Annotated in this window: 18 protein-coding genes and 1 pseudogene; 13 read left to right on the top strand and 6 right to left on the bottom strand. The window is 67.5% G+C overall.

What is annotated here, in order from left to right:
- Positions 1-409: 409 nt before the first annotated feature.
- A complete protein-coding gene (locus tag OHT01_RS00430) occupies positions 410-802 on the bottom strand; it encodes an IS5 family transposase (protein ID WP_328557981.1) in 393 nt (130 codons plus the stop codon).
- A 388-nt stretch (positions 803-1,190) separates the two neighbouring features.
- Here OHT01_RS00430 and OHT01_RS00425 point away from each other — a divergent pair, with 388 nt between their 5' ends.
- Both OHT01_RS00425 and OHT01_RS00420 read left to right on the top strand, forming a co-directional pair.
- Complete coding sequence (locus tag OHT01_RS00425) at positions 1,191-1,634, top strand: hypothetical protein (RefSeq protein ID WP_328551070.1); 444 nt, start codon at positions 1,191-1,193, stop codon at positions 1,632-1,634.
- 85 nt (positions 1,635-1,719) lie between these two features.
- Positions 1,720-1,944 (top strand): hypothetical protein, encoded by a 225-nt coding sequence (locus OHT01_RS00420; RefSeq protein ID WP_328551069.1) that lies wholly within the window; start codon positions 1,720-1,722, stop codon positions 1,942-1,944.
- A 219-nt stretch (positions 1,945-2,163) separates the two neighbouring features.
- On the opposite strand, the gene OHT01_RS00415 is transcribed toward OHT01_RS00420, so the two are convergent.
- Positions 2,164-3,399 carry a serine hydrolase domain-containing protein gene (locus tag OHT01_RS00415; RefSeq protein ID WP_328551068.1) on the bottom strand — a complete coding sequence of 412 codons (1,236 nt, stop codon included), beginning with the start codon at positions 3,397-3,399 and terminating at the stop codon, positions 2,164-2,166.
- A gap of 237 nt (positions 3,400-3,636) precedes the next feature.
- Complete coding sequence (locus OHT01_RS00410) at positions 3,637-3,939, bottom strand: hypothetical protein (protein ID WP_328551067.1); 303 nt, start codon at positions 3,937-3,939, stop codon at positions 3,637-3,639.
- On the opposite strand from OHT01_RS00410, the gene OHT01_RS00405 reads away from it, so the two are divergent.
- The 6 genes from OHT01_RS00405 (at position 3,890) to OHT01_RS00380 (ending at position 7,568) form a co-directional block, all read left to right on the top strand.
- Positions 3,890-4,549, top strand: coding sequence for an ATP-grasp domain-containing protein (locus tag OHT01_RS00405; RefSeq protein ID WP_328551066.1), 660 nt, complete (start codon positions 3,890-3,892; stop codon positions 4,547-4,549). The two genes, OHT01_RS00410 and OHT01_RS00405, sit on opposite strands and share 50 nt — an antisense overlap.
- Positions 4,550-4,629: 80 nt before the next feature.
- Complete coding sequence (locus OHT01_RS00400; protein WP_328557980.1) at positions 4,630-4,935, top strand: DUF6247 family protein; 306 nt, start codon at positions 4,630-4,632, stop codon at positions 4,933-4,935.
- Complete coding sequence (locus OHT01_RS00395; RefSeq protein WP_328551065.1) at positions 4,932-5,192, top strand: hypothetical protein; 261 nt, start codon at positions 4,932-4,934, stop codon at positions 5,190-5,192. The genes OHT01_RS00400 and OHT01_RS00395 overlap by 4 nt, the downstream gene beginning before the upstream one ends.
- A 120-nt stretch (positions 5,193-5,312) precedes the next feature.
- Positions 5,313-6,227 carry a tetratricopeptide repeat protein gene (locus OHT01_RS00390; protein WP_328551064.1) on the top strand — a complete coding sequence of 305 codons (915 nt, stop codon included), beginning with the start codon at positions 5,313-5,315 and terminating at the stop codon, positions 6,225-6,227.
- A complete protein-coding gene (locus OHT01_RS00385) occupies positions 6,224-6,676 on the top strand; it encodes a hypothetical protein (protein ID WP_328551063.1) in 453 nt (150 codons plus the stop codon). The genes OHT01_RS00390 and OHT01_RS00385 overlap by 4 nt, the downstream gene beginning before the upstream one ends.
- Before the next feature lie 607 nt (positions 6,677-7,283).
- The gene (locus OHT01_RS00380) at positions 7,284-7,568 is read left to right on the top strand and encodes a DUF7336 domain-containing protein (protein ID WP_328551062.1); all 285 of its coding nucleotides are present in this window, start codon (positions 7,284-7,286) and stop codon (positions 7,566-7,568) included.
- A 712-nt stretch (positions 7,569-8,280) separates the two neighbouring features.
- On the opposite strand, the gene OHT01_RS00375 is transcribed toward OHT01_RS00380, so the two are convergent.
- Entirely contained in the window at positions 8,281-8,664 is a 384-nt protein-coding gene (locus tag OHT01_RS00375; RefSeq protein ID WP_328551061.1) for a transposase family protein, read from the bottom strand.
- A 617-nt stretch (positions 8,665-9,281) separates the two neighbouring features.
- A complete protein-coding gene (locus tag OHT01_RS00370; RefSeq protein ID WP_328551060.1) occupies positions 9,282-9,551 on the bottom strand; it encodes a hypothetical protein in 270 nt (89 codons plus the stop codon).
- Between the two features lie 310 nt (positions 9,552-9,861).
- On the opposite strand from OHT01_RS00370, the pseudogene OHT01_RS00365 reads away from it, so the two are divergent.
- The 3 genes and pseudogenes from OHT01_RS00365 to OHT01_RS00355 all read left to right on the top strand — a co-directional run.
- A pseudogene (locus tag OHT01_RS00365) lies at positions 9,862-10,146 on the top strand (transposase); the annotation flags it as partial.
- Positions 10,147-10,336: 190 nt separating this feature from the next.
- Positions 10,337-10,627 carry a hypothetical protein gene (locus OHT01_RS00360; RefSeq protein WP_328551059.1) on the top strand — a complete coding sequence of 97 codons (291 nt, stop codon included), beginning with the start codon at positions 10,337-10,339 and terminating at the stop codon, positions 10,625-10,627.
- A gap of 169 nt (positions 10,628-10,796) precedes the next feature.
- Positions 10,797-11,960, top strand: a complete 1,164-nt coding sequence (locus OHT01_RS00355; protein WP_443043342.1) for an IS630 family transposase — start codon at positions 10,797-10,799, stop codon at positions 11,958-11,960.
- A 290-nt stretch (positions 11,961-12,250) separates the two neighbouring features.
- On the opposite strand, the gene OHT01_RS00350 is transcribed toward OHT01_RS00355, so the two are convergent.
- Positions 12,251-12,763, bottom strand: coding sequence for a PadR family transcriptional regulator (locus OHT01_RS00350; RefSeq protein ID WP_328551058.1), 513 nt, complete (start codon positions 12,761-12,763; stop codon positions 12,251-12,253).
- A 94-nt stretch (positions 12,764-12,857) separates the two neighbouring features.
- Here OHT01_RS00350 and OHT01_RS00345 point away from each other — a divergent pair, with 94 nt between their 5' ends.
- Both OHT01_RS00345 and OHT01_RS00340 read left to right on the top strand, forming a co-directional pair.
- On the top strand, positions 12,858-13,409 hold the full coding sequence (locus OHT01_RS00345; protein WP_328551057.1) for a hypothetical protein: 552 nt from the start codon (positions 12,858-12,860) through the stop codon (positions 13,407-13,409).
- An 834-nt stretch (positions 13,410-14,243) separates the two neighbouring features.
- Positions 14,244-15,758, top strand: coding sequence for an FG-GAP-like repeat-containing protein (locus tag OHT01_RS00340; protein ID WP_328551056.1), 1,515 nt, complete (start codon positions 14,244-14,246; stop codon positions 15,756-15,758).
- Positions 15,759-15,824: the final 66 nt, after the last annotated feature.

Below are 15,824 nucleotides of genomic sequence, written 5' to 3'. Positions count from 1 at the left end.
CCGCGCCGTCGACTGCCCGATCCCGGCATCGGCTGATGCCTGCCATGTAGCGGGTGGCGGGGTGCCGCCGCGGACCACGAGGTGGGCGCGGCACCCGGTCTCGGAGACGTGGAGATTCCCGGTGAACTTCCGTACGCAGATGTGCTGCGTCATCAGCAGAGGTTCGTTCCCGACGGTGCTCGTGGGGTGGGGGTGACGCGATGGGGTGAATCTGTGGCCTGCATGGACGGCGTCGCTCGCGTGGGGGGCAAGCCCGGCCCAAGGGTGAGGGTGACGGGTCCTCGGGGTCGTGGAATGCGCAAGCGGGCCATGACTTCGGTGAAGGCGGGTGCATCCCCGGCCTGCCCGGCGGTGAGATGGAAGGCCAGCGGCCGGCATCGGTCGTCGGCGGCAAGGTGGATCTTCATGGTCAGTCCGCCGCGGGATCGCCCGATGGCGTGGACGCCGGGTTCGCCGGCCGGAGCCCCTTTTTGCGAGCCCCTGCCGCATGCTGGTAAGCGCGCACGATCGTGGAGTCCACCGAGACAACCCAGTTGAGGTCTTCGTCGGCGTCGGCCTGGGCCATCAGCGCGGTGAACACCCGCTCCCAGGTGCCGTCAACGGCCCACATCCGCAGCCGGTTGTAGACGCCCCGCCAGTTGCCGTACTTCTCCGGCAGATGCACCCACTGGGTGCCGGTCTGGAACTTGAAGGCGATCGCGTCGATCACCTCCCGATGATCACGCCAGCGACCACCCCGTCTGGGCGTCCGGTCCGGGAGCATCGGCTCGATCCGCGCCCACTGCGCATCACTCAACGGCACACCCGAACCAACGACCAATCTGATCCAAACGAAACCGCCTAGCACGCTTTCGGCTCACGGCTCGGCCGCGCCTGCGTGGTCGGCTACTGGGCACGCCTTGGTGAGCTCCTGCCGCTGGCGCTTGCGTTTCCACTGCCGAGGCCACCGTGCCCACCATGTGCGGAACCGGCATTTCCCCTTGTCACCAAGGGTTTTCGGGCTTGCGCTGGATCGTCACAACCCTCTTCTCTCCTCCGCCACTGACACCCCTTGACACCCCTGGGACAGGGGCGGGGTGTCAGTGGCGGAGGAGAGCATCGGGTTCGGGGCGCGCCTGGTGCCCTGTGCGGCCGGGTGCGCCGGCGCCCGGCCGGTGGGCCGGAGCGCGGTCGATGGGAGGGCGGGGCTGATGGCGGGCAAGCGCAAGGAGAACGAGGCGGAATCGAGCAACGACCTGCGCGCGGATGTGCTGCGCGTCCTTGGGGTGCTGAAGGGTGCCACCGCCGATCAGATCCAGCGGCTGTCGTTGCCGCACCTGGCCTACCGGCACACGACCAAGCCGACGCCGGCGAAGCAGAAGGAAGCCCGTACCGCCTCGCACCGGGCTGCGGCGAACGACCTGCGCAGGCACGGCCTGGCGGTCGACGGCGGCCGTACGCGCGGCGGTGAAGAGGTCCGCCTCCTCACCGCCGCGGGGCTGGCGGCCGCCGAGATCGACCTGGACCGCGTGATGGAGGAGATGGGCGGCATGCCCAAGAGCGGCGGCCGCTCGGGTGCCTCGCACCCGATGACGGTGAACGAGACGGTCATCGCGCTGATTCGCCCGAAGCCCGCATGCCCGGCCCGGGTGTGATGTGCCGCTTCTACTACTGCGGCGACAGCCCCTGACCACGGCAGCGGGCTCGCCGGGCGGGCCGGCCAGGGGCACGCTGGGAAGCGTGAGCCGCGCGCCGATCGTCGTACACCCGCCCTCCAGCACGGGCGGCCGGAGAGTGACCGTGCACTCCCAGGGCCGGGACGGGATTCTCGGCACCGCCTACAGCGATCACGATCTGGTGGAGCTCCTCGAAGGCGCGGGCATCCAGGATCCCGACAGCATCCTGGACGACGACCGGTGGATCGAGTGGCGCGGCGGACGCGCGCACCAGTGGAGCGCTGCCTGAGCTGTCCTCCATGCCGGGGCGCTGCGGGCGGGGCGTGGTCGGCCCGGTGGGCACACCCGACCACGGGCCGACCACGGCAGGTCAGCGTCCGGCTGGCCTGCCGACCGAACACCGACTTGCTACGACCTGCCTTAGGTCAGCCGGTTGGCGGTGTTCTCGATCCACAGCAGCGTCCATTCCACTCCGGCCTGCCACCCAGACTTCCACCGGTCCTGCGTCTCAGCCACCACCCCCGTCGTCGGGTGAGACTCCGGTGATGGCCCGTGTCTCCCGTTCGATCATCTCCACCAACGGCACGTCGTCGCGGTTGGCGAGGATGACGCCGACCCAGTCGGTGTCCGGGTAGCTGCTCCAGTTGGCGCAGACACCGGGGTCGCCGCCGGCGCGCTGGATCGCCCACTGGCCGCCGACGATGGAGGCCGAAGGACCGTACGTACCGAACCCCGTCGCGCCGTGGGGGATCTTGGCCGCGGTGAGGACGTCGGCCCAGGGCCGGTCCAGCAGCGTGCCGTCGCCCAGCGCGCGGACGAAACGGACCAGGTTTGGCGCGGTGGCGAAGCCGCCGTCCCCCATGGGGTCGATGAAGGCACGGCCCGGGTTCCTATCGAGGATGTAATCGTCCGGGCTGCCCTTGTCCAGGTTGCGGACGGCGTCTACGTAGCTGCCGTCCTCCATTTTCATGTACGGGTGTGCGATGTGTGCGTCGGTGAGCCACTGCGGCCTGGTGTAGAACGCCGAGGCGGTCATGCCACAGCGCCGGAAGATGTTCTCCTCGACGTAGTCCCAGTACGTCTTGCCGCTCACGGCCTCCACGATCAGCGCGGGAATGGCGGTGTTGGCGCCGGCGTGAAATTCGTCGGGAACGCCGGGTGTGCCCACCAGCTTCGACTGCCGGGCCCACCACTCCTGGTACTCATGGACTTCCTCCCGGCTCTGGAAGACCCGCTGGATGTCCTCTTCGGGGGTGTTCAGCCCGGAGACACCGGAAAGCATGTAGTGGATGGTCACCTTTTCGGCGATGTCCTGGTCGAAGCCCGTCAGGTGTTCGCGGACCGGGTCCGACAGCTGTAACTTGCCTTGCTGCGCCAGCTGCAGGATGGCTATCGCGTTGAACGGTTTGCCCGCCGAGCTGAGGGCGAACGCGGTGCCCTCGCCGTTGGGGATCCCCTTCTCCTTGTCGGCCATGCCGTAGCTGCGTAACAGGACCGTCCGGCCGCGGTGCGACAGCAGCACCACGCCGGAGAACTTGCCCTCGGCGGCCAACCGCGCCACGTACCGGTCGTAGGCTCCGCCGGGCAGGGTGTCCGGCGGGATCCGGTCGTTTTCGGCCGAGTCGGCGTTGCCGATCCCGGCGCTCACCAGCGGTGCCCCGGCCGCCACCACGCCGGCGGTGGCCAGCCCGCCCCATCTGAACAGCCGCCGCCGGTCGATACCACGTGCCGAAACCGATTCCATAATCACGGTCCCTTCCCAGTCAACAAACCTGACGCTGATGGTGGTGCGCTGTGGTCCAGTACCTCCACTGAAGACGGAAGACCGTTGCGGTGGCGTATGCGTTTTTCGATACGCCCGCGATACGCGTTCCGGGAAGGTCACTGAGCCGGTTTCACCCTGAAGTTGCTGGTCGCGGGGCTGGCGTGGTGGCTCTTCCTGGTCCGCATGCCGGTCGTGGGCGACTGCCCGGGCTGTCGATCATCTGTCAGCGGGCGATCTCAGGGTTCGTGAGGACGAGGAGGGCCCGCAGGAGGGTGGTGGCGTGCTGGGCGTGAAGGCGGAGCCGGTCGGGATGCGCCAGTTCTTCGGATGGGCGAAGGCATGCTCGCAGGCGGCGCGTTCAACGGCGATCAACTTGTTGACCTGCTTCTTCGCCGTGGCGAGGGGCTTGGTGCGGGCGGCCTTGAACCCGGTGATGATCACCGGGTTGTCGGGGGCGTCGTCCAGGCCGGTGAAGCCGAGGTCGGCGATCCCCGGCGACGAGTTCAGCGTCGAGTCCATCACCCAGCACGGGGTCACCACCCACCTGTGCATCACCCGCAAAGACACGACCAGCGGCATCAACCGCGTCGAAGTGGGCCACGCTCTGCCCGTCCGACTGCTTGCGCCCACCGAACGCGCCCTGCTCGAACAAACCCAGCGCGCGCGATCACCGCGGTCGGCGTCCGCAACGGCGCCCACCCACATCGAACTCGTCCTCAGCCCGGACGGCCGGTGCACCGTCCTGGAGATCGGAGCCCGCCTCGGCGCCGGGCACATCGGCGTGCCCATCCAACACGCCCTCGGCATCAACCCGTGGCGCGCCCTGTGGGACATCGCCCTCGGAGAGCTGGCCTCCCTCACGCCGCAGGCCCGCAACTATGCGACCGTCCGGTTCCTGACCACCCCGCAAGCGGGCCGGCTGGTCGCCGTCACCGGCCTGCCGCCGGTGACCACCACCATTCCCGCCGTCGGCGGCCACGAGGCATCGGCGCCGGCCGCCGACATCGCCGCAGCCGCCGACCAGGCACTGACCGGCAACCCGAGCGACGCAGAATGCGCGATGGCCGAACTCCTCACCTACATCGCCGCCACCTGGGACCGCCAGGACCGCACCCTGCGCCGGCGGTAGGAGGGGATCTGTCCATGACCGCATCCACGACCACGCTGCGCGCGTATCGTGAGGTGACGATCCGCCGGGAGGACCAGCCGATGAGCGCGCAGCCCGACCACGCCCCCGTCCCGCCGTACGCCCCCGCCCCGGGAGCTCCGGCTGAACTCCTCGACCAGCTGCGAGCTAACCGGCGGGCGGGGCAGTGGGTGCCGGCGTTCGAGGGGGAGTGGGCGGCCGCGTTGGAGGAGTCGCGTCGGTCGTTCTCCCTTGCCGCCTTGTACGAGGTCGTTCAGGTCTGGCAGGGCCGTCTCGCCCACGCCCCGGCGGTCGACGCGTTCGTCGCTTCCGGCTACGACGACAGCGAGTTCATCGACATGGAGGAGCTGCGGGGAAGGCGCCGGTGACCGGACAGTCGTACGCAATCGGCTTCTCCCCGCCGGCTGCGAAGATCCTCGGCACCCTGCCCGAACACGTCGAAGACACCATGTGGGACGTCCTGGACGCCGCTGCCGGCGACCCGTGGGGCTTTCGCCAATGGAACGCCGACGACCCCGAAGGCGAGGACGTGCGCTACGCGTCCGTCGGCCAGCTCTCCCTCACCTACTGGATCAACAGACACCTGCACCGCCTGTCCGTCCTTAACATCACCTGGCTCGGATGACCACAGGGCCGACGGGGCGTGCGGGACGCCGCTGCTGGATTGCGGAGTCCCCGAATCAGCGGCGAGTGCATCGCCTGCCGGTCAACTGCCGTGTGCATGTGCACACTTAGAGTTGAAATCTTGAGCGAGAGGACGGGGGGCCGAATGGTATGGCGAGGCTTCCTCAACGGCGCGCTCGACGTGCTAACCCCCGGACCCCGCTGCGCTGGGCAAGGGCAGGAGCAGGACTTCTTCGCCCGACTCGAACGACACTGGGCACAGTCCTACGACCAACTCGGGCCTCCACCTCGCGTCAGCCCTGCTGAGCTGCACACTCGTGCGCTGAACCACGTCAAGCAAGGACACGTTGCGAAAGCCGAATCCATCCTCCAAGAGCTGGCGGACTCCGGTGATCTACGTGCTCTCACCGACCTTGGCGTGCTGCGATACAGGCGCGGCGGCTATGCGGACGAGGGGGAGCTGGAATGGGCCGATGCAGCGGAGCGCGGTGATGCGCGGGCCATGCACTATCTCGGGATCGCCGCCGCCCGGCAGGGCAATTACAGAGGCTCAATAGGCGAATTGACCCGCGCGGTCGAGGCCGGGCGGCACGCTGCGGGCAAGGACCTCGGACTCGCCCTGCTACGTATCGGGTTGCCTGAGTCGGCTGAAGAAGCCTGGCAGCGCGCTTCGGAACAGGGTGTCGCAGAAGCCGATGTACATCTCGGCTTGTTCTGGCGCGATCGGGACGACCTGGACCGAGCGGATACCTGGTGGCGGCAAGCAGCACAGCGGGGCAACGCAGACGGTGCCTACAACCTGGGGCTTCTGCTCGTCGAGCGAGGCCAGTTCGAGGAGGGGCAGAGGTGGCTGCTCAAGGCCCACAACATGGGTCATGAGCGTGCCATGAAATGGGTGAACAGGCTCCGCCAGAGTCTCGAGGAGCCCGGCCTCGGCACAACACCCTCCCCGGCCCATCCGCCGCGCTTCACCCGTGACGGCAGCGCCGAAGACTCCGCCCGGGGCCCCAACCCACGGCTCGGGAGCGAAACATGACAGCCGCGCGGGACAAGGGACCGGGGCCCCGCTGGGACGCCCAAGTAGCCAGGGAGTGGGATTCGGTCAAACCGGGTCTCGCGCAGGAAATCTGGGACGAATTCCGGGCAGACGAAAGGCACCGCAGGCGACTGTCCTGGGCAACTATCGTGCAACGTTCCCTGGGACAGATTTTTGCTCTGGCATCCGTCGGCGGAATGCTGATCTTCGCGAAGTACTGCCTCGACAAAGGGGAGCCACTGGTAGCGGCGTTCGCTGTCGGTGCTCCCTCGATCTCGCTCGCCGTCATCTTTGGCCTCTCACGCATGCCGGGCCGCACGCTCGAGAACGCCGTAGGCCGCTCCGCACTGCGCGTCAAGGCTGTCACCGCAGGCCAGCAGGCACTGGCGCAGCAGCAATCGCCCACTGACCCGGTCTCCACCTCGTCGCCCACAACACCCGCAGCCTGACAGTCCGCTTCGACAGGTCGATGCCCGGCCCAACGACTCATCCGGTCCCGCGGCGAGGACCATATGACCATGTTTGCTCTTCCCTACTCCCTGGTCTCGCCCGCTGGCGAGCAGGACGAGGGCCAGGGGCGCGTCGTCGATCCGGAGCGGCCGCCGCTCAGCAGTCAGGCCCCACCGTCCGCGTACCGCATAACACCGGCATACCGCAGGGATCACCCACCGTCACCACTTGAACGCAACCCGAAAAGGTCAGTAGTCGCCCTGAGATTGACGCACCGCCACATTCGGCAGTGGCCGTACTCGTCACCACCATGACCTTCCACGACGATGAACAGCCTCTGGGGTACTGGGAAGCCGTCTATGCCCCGGGATGGTCGCTTTCCGGAGGTGTGGCAGCGGGACCGGATGTCGTGGATCATCGAGCGGCGTTCGCAGTCCTTGTGGCGGTCTTTTGTCCTTTGTCTGGTGACGGAGGTGACCGGGGTGCGGCGTCAGGGCCTAGGCGAAGCCGCGTGGCGTCCGGTTCATGATCTTGGGGGCCTGGGAGGCGCGGGGGTGTCGAACGGCGCAGGCCCCCGTGAACCCGAGTGCTGATAGTTTCGCGCCCGTGATCGTGTATCCGCTGTGGCATGTCGGCCACCAGAACGAAGCCGGCGACGACGGCTCGACCGTGCACGTAGATGAAAGCGGCGTGTTCTGCGACGAGTCGGACGGCGACGACGTAAAGCTGCTCGGAATCTACTCAACCCTCGAACGGGTAGAGGAGCGTGTGCGGCAGGCTCGACTGCTACCGGGCTTCCGTGACGAACCGGATTGCTTTTACTTCGACCCCTATGAGCTCGACGAGGACGAGTGGACCGAGGGCTTCGTTCGAGTTCCGCCGGGTGAGTAGATCTGTGGGCAGAGCTTCGGTGGGATGCCGGATTTCTGGTCACGTCAGCCCGAGGAGAGCGAGTGGACGGGTCACGTCGCGGGCGCGGCGCCGTGGGCCAGCGGCGATGTTGCGGGCGCCGTTGAGCCGTAGGGCTCCGATGGCAAGGTTGTGCCGGGTGGCCATCGCGCGGGGCGCGTTGGCGGTTCTCAGTTGAGAGGCGTCCTCGGCGAACGTCGTGTCTCTGATGTGGTGCAGAACATCAACTTTCCGGTGTCGCGGACGAGTTTCGCCAGTTGAGGGGAGGTGGCCTGCTCGGCAGTCAGACTGGTGCCGGCGTAGAAGGTCTTCAGGGTGGTCTCGCCAGTCTTGTGGTCGGTGCGGCGGCGCTTGAGCTGGACTGTCTGGGGGCTCCAGGGAAGAGGAGGCTGTTCGCGGTGGCGACCTTGATCCTGCGGATGTCCGAGCGGCCGTGGCAGGTGTCCATGGTGCGGCCTTGAAGCGGGATGTCCTTTCCAGGGGGGACTTGAGCTGTCTGCGCAGCTTCTTCTGGTTGTCTTTGACGATCGCGATGTAGTGGGCCCCGCGTCCGAGAGGTAGCCGGCATGTTCGCGCTGGGTGTGTATCGCGTCGCTCGTGACTGCGACTCTGGCCAGCTCGGTCACGGCGTCGAGCAGCGGTTGGAAGCATGTGATCTCGTTGGCCTTCTCGCCGACGTCCAACTGGGCGGGAATCAGTCCGGTGGTGTGCTCCTGCGCGGTGAGCAGAGGGATTTTCCCGCCCGGCCCTTCGCCCTGGCCGCCCCAGCAGACTCTTGCCGTCCACGTCCAGTCCGCGGAGCTGTGCGGTCCCGGTCTCTTTCGGTCGGTGGTCCGCGAGCCAGGCGTCCGATCGTCCGGTCCGGCGCGTCGCCGTCGATGCGGGCCAGCGGTCGCCGGACCGTTGTCTCCGAGGGCAGGACCCGCCACGGCAGAAGTGGATTGCGACGGGCGCCGACCTGTCTCGGCACGTGCGCCGGGGCGTCGGCGATCCACTCGCCGACTGCCAGCAGTGAGGTCGCACCGGCCAGCACTGCACACGCAGTGAGTGCGAGTACAACAGGCAGGCGGTGGCGCACCCCGCGTGGATCACGCGGGTCCGGTACTTCAGTCAGCCGCTCCAGCAGACCAGGGACTCATTGGACACGACTGCGAGATGTTCTCGGAGTTGGTCAAGGGTAGGCGGAATTAGCGATGATGCGTCAGCAGGCACGGTCTTCCACTCGGTTCACGGGGCGTCGAGAAGTCCATGATCTTGGAGGCCGTGCCTGAAACGTTCCGGTCCCCGTCACCAACTGGACGGACCACCACGAACCGCGCGTCACGCAAACACGCCGAAGCCATGGGGGCGCGGTGTCGGTCGTCGGACTGGGCTCATTCTGCCGGGGTGTCGGTCGCGGGGGTGAGAGCTGTGTGGTGGGTGGCGCCGGCCCACGTGCTGTGGCTGTCGTCATTTTCGTCCGAGGTGTGCAGGACGAGCCCTGGGGTGGCGTGGAAGTGTGTGGGGGAGTGTGGCCAGAAGGGGTGCTGTGGCACGGGGTGGAGTTCTTCGGTGGACCGGTCCGCGTGTTGTGCGGTAGGTCAGCCGGGCAGTGCCACGTAGTCGGCGGCCATCGCGGGCCTGATCCGGGTCCTGGGCTTGAGGCCCAGAACCCGGGACCGTCTATCGGCCGGTGACTCCGTGTCGGCCAGGGTTTCAGAAGGCGCTGTTGCTGCAGTCCGCGGTGGAGCCGACGGTGGTGGCCTGGGCGCCGGGGTTGCCTTCGCCGCCCAGCAGGTTGCCGCCCAGGCCGTTGAGCAGGCCGACCTGGCCGAGGACGTCCACGTTCAGGTCGTGCGACTTGCAGCTGGAGTGCTGCTTGACGGTGAAGTCGTCGCCGTGGTCGCCGGCGTGGGCGGTGCCGCCGACGAGTCCGATGCTGCCGATCGCGGCGATCAGGACGGCAACGTTGCGAAGCTTGCGCATTTCATCTCCGATGGAGTGTGCGGGTGCGATCTGTGAAAGATCGACTTTTACAATCCCGGGAGATTAGTTCGGAGTGTGCCGAAACGGGCGCTGGCGCGCCGGGTCTCGTGATCGCGTAGTAGAAGCACCCGAAAGCCGTAGCGCATGCGAACGGAGGCATGCGTGGCCGCCCCGGAGGACGAGGAGGAGGAAGGGCCAGAGGGTGAGCACGAAGAGGACCTGGCCGAGGGTGAGGGGGAAGAGGAACTACCGCAAGCCGAATACGAGGACGAGGACGAGGAGGAACCGGAAGAAAAAGAAGAACGCCCTGGTCGAAGTCCTACTCGACGACGGCCATCTCGGCCTGAGCCGTGACCATCCCGGCCAGGCACTTACCCCGCCCAGAAAGCCCCGGCCCGGAGCACTACCAGGCAGAGTCGAACAGTGGGAACGCGAGCGGCACAGCCACTCATCCGACCGCATCACCGTTGAACACGCCCTGGCCGACCACAAACGCTGGAAGCAACTCATGCGCTGGACCCATCGCCGCGACCGCCTGCCCGACACCTACCGAGCCATCGCCAGCCTCGTCTCCGACCGCACCGCCGTGACCTGATAGCGGCCGCGAACTGCCCAAACACGCCTCACCCGCTATCACGCACCAATTCGTTAGTGAGTTACGAGAGCGCCCGTTGCTCAGCGGCGAGAGCACCGTCTTCCCCGGGAGAGTGATGTCGTCGAGTTTTGAGAGCACCTGGATGCTTGCTTCGGGACCATGGTTGTGCTTTGCACGATGAGGGGCCCGGGTGCTGCCGAAGTCCAAGGTCGATCTGTACGCGGCGATCCGCCGTGATTCGCGTCAAGGCCTGTCGAACCGTGCAGTCCAGCGGAAGTACGCCGTCGGATCCCTGACTGTGCAGAAGGCTTTGTCGTCGGCCCGGCCCGAGCCGCGGAAGAAGCTGCCGTCGTGGGCGACGCGGCTGGACCCGTTCAAGCCGCTGATCGACGAGATGCTGCCAAACTCAAGGCACCAGGCCAGTCGTAGCGCGAGTCAGGCCACCGCCCGAAGCGGCACTCGAACATCCTCACAGTCGTAGCGGACCTTCCCGGTCGATCTGTCGGCCACTGCTCGGGGCGGTACTTGCTGCCGCCGGGCAGGGGACGTGTCCCCGATAGGGGCCTTCGCGACAGGCACCGTCACAGTCTTGACCGCCCCTGGCCCGGCGACGGCCACCAGTTCCCGAGGCGATCAGGAGACAGGCGACCTTGACCAGCATCACGCAGTCCGCTGCCCCATGTCACGCCCCGGCGGACGCCGAGGATGTTCTGCTCGGCGTGGACACTCACAAGGACATCCACGCCGCAGCTGTCATCAGTGTGCTTGGCGCCACGTTGGACGGTCGCAGCTTTCCCGCGACAGCCGAGGGCTATCGCCTGATCGCCCAGCTAGTGCAGGCCGACGAGGACACCGTCCGGGACGTGATCCACGCGTTCAATGAGAAGGGCCTGGCCTGCCTGGACCCTCGGTGGGCGGGAGGCCGTCCCCGCCAACTCAGCGATGAAGACGAGGACTTCGTTATCGCGACGGCCATCACCCGCCCGGTCAAGCTCGGCCAGCCGTTCACCCGCTGGTCACTGCGCAAGCTGGTCGCCTACCTGCGCAAGGTCCACGGCCGAGTGATCCGCATCGGCCGTGAGGCGTTACGGTGCCTGCTCGCCCGCCGCGGCGTCACCTTCCAGCGCACCAAGACCTGGAAGGAGTCCCCGGACCCCGAACGGGAGACGAAGCTGGACCGTATCGAGTATGTCCTGGACTGCTTCCCGGACCGGGTTTTCGCCTTCGATGAGTTCGGCCCGCTGGGGATCCGGCCCACCGCGGGCTCTGGCTGGGCCGAACAGCGGCGTCCCGACCGGCTGCCGGCCACCTACCACCGCACCCACGGAGTCCGGTACTTCCACGGCTGCTACTCGGTGGGCGACGACCGCCTGTGGGGCGTGAATCGGCGCAAGAAGGGAGCCGTGAACACGCTGGTCGCGCTGAAATCGATCCGAGCCGCCAGGCCCAACGGCGCACCGATCTACGTGATCATGGACAACCTGTCCGCACACAAGGGCGCCGACATCCGTCGCTGGGCGAAGAAGCACAAGGTCGAGCTGTGCTTCACCTCGACCTACGCCTCGTGGGTGAACCCGATCGAAGCGCACTTCGGACCGCTGAGGCAGTTCACCATCGCCAACTCCCACCACCCCAACCACACCGTCCAGACCCGGACAGAAGGCAGCACCTCAACAGGACCGAAGGCGCCGGCGGTCTCGTCCGGGTACTCGCGGGAGGGTGGAACGAGATGGACCGGCGTGGAGGAAAACGCGCGTTCGGCATGCCGCTGGAGCCAACTGACCTTCAGGTCGTTGATGCGCCTGCACGGGTAGCCCTCCAGCATCCCCCTGTAGGTCGAAGACATCCGTAGGTCGGTGAGCCGGATCGTACGACCGGACAAGAGGACTATGTGACCCAGTGGCATGCCGAAACCCTATGCGCACGATTCACTTCCGACACGCGATCTAGCAGGGCACCCGCCGCGAGGGCCGGCCCTGGCATAGTCGGCTCGACCTCTGCAAGTCCTGTCTGGAACGACGGTTTGCCGAAGGCTGCATGAGTGTCACCCGGCTGCACCGGGAACTGGCGGCCCGAGAACACGCCCGTCACCTACCGACATGCCCTAGTGGATCTGGTCGGTCGCCCACGCGGCCCACTCGCGGCGCATTGTGTTGAAGCGGAGGCCGTACTCCAGGGCGATCTTGCCGTTCACCGACAGCGGGTCGTCGCCCCAGTCGATGGAGTCGGCCAGTCGACGCAAGTCCTCGTGTTCCTGCTCCGACAGGTCCATGAGTTCGGTGAGGTAGTTGCGCGCCTGGTCGGGCGTGATGACGTTGAGGAAGAAGACCCGCAGCAGGATGTCGCTGCGGGTGTGGCGTTGGGGCTTGATCTCCGTCAGCCAGTGGCGCAGTTCCGCCAGGCCCTCGTCGGTGAGGGTGTACTCCTTACGGCCACGCGGGCCCTGGGTCGAGACGCTGATCAGGCCGTTGTCGGCGAGCTTGGACAGCTCCGTGTACATCTGGCTCTGCGTGGCGGGCCAGGCGTTGGCCAAAGAGGTCTCGAAGCGCTTCAGCAGGTCGTAGCCGCTGGCGGGTCGCTCTGACAGGAGTCCGAGGAGGGCGTGTCGAAGGCTCATGCCCTCAGTTTACCTTCCACTCTTGACATGTCGAGGGTGGAACTTCTAGTTTCGACATGTCAAAACAGGAACGTCAGTAGCCCGGGGGTCTTCGATGTCGTACATACGCGCCTTCCTTCCATGGATCGTCTTCGCGGTCGTCCCGTCCGCCCAGTGGCAGTGGGGGGCGCTCGCCGGTCTGCTGGTGGCGGTGGCGGTGATTGCCCAGCAGCGGCGGACGGGAGTCGGGTTCGACGCGCTGATCATGGAAACCGGCTCGGCCGTCTTCTTCGCGGTCCTGGCGGTCGTCGCCTTCGCGGACCCCCATTCGGTCGCACACGCCTACTCGGCGGCGCTCTCCTCGGCGACCCTGGCTCTCATCGCCGGGGCCTCACTGCTCGCGGGCAAGCCGTTCACGCTGGGCATCGCCAAGCGCACCACCCCACCCGAGGTCTGGAGCCTCAAGCCCTTCGTCCGGGTCAATGTGGTCATCACCACCGTATGGACCGCCGCCTTCGCCGTCACGGCCGGTGCCCTCGCGGCCCTCGCCCACGCCGGCCAGGGCCACTCCACGGCGGCGACACTTGTCCAGGCCGCCGGATTCGTCGTCCCGGTGCTGTTCACCGTGCGCTACGTCGCTGCCGCCCAGGCCAAGGCCAGGGGCTAGCCGATACCGGACACTCGGTGCCGGACGCTCCCCGGGCAGGCGCGCCCCGGTCTGCAGTGCGGTCTGCGGCGCGATCGGGCCGGATGGCGCTCTGCCGGAGGGGCTCCGGTAAGTACGAGCCCCTCCGGAGGGCCGCCTGACGGAAAGACCCTGATCCACAGTCACCGCTCTTGAGTCAATCACCGCGCGGCCGTCCGGGGGGATCGTCATGACCAGGACCACTCACTCGACCGCTACCGTCGCCTGCTCGCTGAACCTGCCCGCCCTCCCGGCCCACACCTCACCGGCCGGCTCAGGAAGACCGGCCGGGGCGGCGAGCCGAGGCCCACCACGGGGGTTCACGGGCGCACCGCCCGCAGGCACACCGGTCGGCGTCGACATTCCCACCTGCCGGGCCGGTGGCAAGGGCGGCTGGCTGCCCTTCACCTTCGCGACGCGGGGCACGCGCTGGAACGTCCCCGCGTCACATCGCACCACGTTGCATCGCACGGCATCGCCTCCTGGCGAAGCTGATCCCGGCCCCGGCCCCGGCCCCGGCCCCGGCCGCCAAGCCTCCTCCTCAGGCGCAAGGCCCGCCACCGGCCTCCGACACGCCGTCGGATGGGACGTACTCCAACTGAAGCCATGAGAGCGGGAGTCGCGAGCCGAACCCCGGCCCGACGTCACTCTACGAAGGCAGGCGCCCGCGTCGCCGCCCTCTCCGGCTCCCACGAACTGCGCCGCCAGATCGGCGCGCCCGTGCGACAGCGATCCCGCTCGCCCTCTTCACCGTTCAGCTCCTGGTTCTCCGGACCCGGAGAACCTCTGCGCCACAAACCTCATCAGGAGAATGTCATGAACATGATCCAACGTCTCTCCCTGTCCGTCGCAGTCGTCGGCGCGGTCACCGCCGTGACGCTGGAGCAGGCCGTCGCCGACACCCCGGCGCCGTCCGCCGCCGCGTCCAGTACGGCGAACTCGGGCTTACTGACCCACTTCACCCCGACCGTGCCCAACCCGACGACCGCCTCGGCGGCGCAGTTGGCCGCCGCACCCAGGCCGGTCGGCGCCTTCGCCGCTTTGACCGCGGATTCCTCGGCAGGGGGCAGCATCAGCAGGGCGGACGTCATTGCCCGGGCCCAGTCGTGGGTCGACGCAGGCGTGCCGTACAGCATGACCAGCTACCGCACCGACGCCAACGGCAAGTACCGCACCGACTGCTCCGGCTTCGTCTCCATGGCCTGGCACCTGGACTCCTCCAGCGGGAACAACTGGGGCGAGACCACCGGCACTCTGCTGGACTACACCTCCTCCATAGCCAAGGAGTCCCTCAAGCCGGGTGACGTCCTCCTCAACCCCGACTCGGGTGCCAGCGGCCATGTGGTCATCTTCAACGGATGGACCAGCTCCGATCACTCCACGTACGACGCGCTGGAGGAGTCCGGCAGCAGCGGCGCCGTCCACCACAGCATCCCCTACCCCTACTACAGCGGACACGGCACCTTCAGCCCCCGCCGCTACGACAACATCCAGGACACCGACAATCACGCGGACGTCACGGGTGACGGCAAGGCCGATCTGATGGTGTTGAGCACCGACGGGACGATCGGGCTCCGTCCGGGTTCGGGGACGAGCTTCGGTGCCAGCACCACGGTCAGCGCGGGCTGGCAGAACTTCCTGGGCGGCGCCGGTCAGGGCCGCCTGTACTACGCCGACATCAACGGCGACGGCAACAAGGATCTCCTGGTCCAGGGCACCGACGGCACCATCGGCGTCCACTTCAACAACGGCTCTGGCACCAGTTTCGGCGCCAACCAGCCGCTTTCCTCCGGCTGGCAGAACTACCTCGGCCAGCCCGGCCAGGGCCGTCTGACGTTCCCCGATGTCAACGGTGACGGCAAGGCTGACCTGGTCATCCAGGGCACTGACGGATCCATTGCCACCCACCTGGGCTCTGGCACCAGTTTCGGCGCCAACCAGCCGCTTTCCTCCGGCTGGCAGAACTACCTCAGTCAGCCCGGCCAGGGCCGTCTGACGTTCCCCGATGTCAACGGTGACGGCAAGGCTGACCTGGTCATCCAGGGCACCGACGGAACCATTGCCACCCATCTCGGCTCCGGCACCAGCTTTGGCGCCAACCAGCCGCTTTCCTCCGGCTGGCAGAACTACCTCAGTCAGCCCGGCCAGGGCCGTCTGACTTTCCCTGACGTCAACGGTGACGGCAAGGCTGACCTGGTCATCCAGGGCACCGACGGAACCATTGCCACCCATCTCGGCTCCGGCACCAGTTTCGGCGCCAACCAGCCGCTCTCCTCCGGCTGGCAGAACTACCTCAGCCAGCCCGGCCAGGGCACCCTCTCCTTCGAGTAGCGCGGCGGAGTAGCTCCCCGGACGGCAATGCGGCGGTGCCCCGATCACCCTGGGTGATCGGGGCAC

Origin of the sequence: Streptomyces sp. NBC_00358, from assembly GCF_036099295.1 — a bacterium.
Lineage (GTDB): Bacteria > Actinomycetota > Actinomycetes > Streptomycetales > Streptomycetaceae > Streptomyces.
Note: the sequence above shows the minus strand (reverse complement) of the source record. Positions and strands in the feature narration are given on the sequence as shown.

Excerpts from the sequence above, each read along its gene's own strand:
- OHT01_RS00410 (WP_328551067.1), bottom strand. The coding sequence starts at position 3,939 with ATGGACTCGACGCTGAACTCGTCGCCGGGGATCGCCGACCTCGGCTTC.
- OHT01_RS00345 (WP_328551057.1), top strand. The coding sequence starts at position 12,858 with ATGTCGTACATACGCGCCTTCCTTCCATGGATCGTCTTCGCGGTCGTC.
- OHT01_RS00415 (WP_328551068.1), bottom strand. The coding sequence starts at position 3,399 with ATGGAATCGGTTTCGGCACGTGGTATCGACCGGCGGCGGCTGTTCAGA.
- OHT01_RS00350 (WP_328551058.1), bottom strand. The coding sequence starts at position 12,763 with ATGAGCCTTCGACACGCCCTCCTCGGACTCCTGTCAGAGCGACCCGCC.
- OHT01_RS00340 (WP_328551056.1), top strand. The coding sequence starts at position 14,244 with ATGAACATGATCCAACGTCTCTCCCTGTCCGTCGCAGTCGTCGGCGCG.
- OHT01_RS00425 (WP_328551070.1), top strand. The coding sequence starts at position 1,191 with ATGGCGGGCAAGCGCAAGGAGAACGAGGCGGAATCGAGCAACGACCTG.
- OHT01_RS00370 (WP_328551060.1), bottom strand. The coding sequence starts at position 9,551 with ATGCGCAAGCTTCGCAACGTTGCCGTCCTGATCGCCGCGATCGGCAGC.
- OHT01_RS00400 (WP_328557980.1), top strand. The coding sequence starts at position 4,630 with ATGAGCGCGCAGCCCGACCACGCCCCCGTCCCGCCGTACGCCCCCGCC.
- OHT01_RS00385 (WP_328551063.1), top strand. The coding sequence starts at position 6,224 with ATGACAGCCGCGCGGGACAAGGGACCGGGGCCCCGCTGGGACGCCCAA.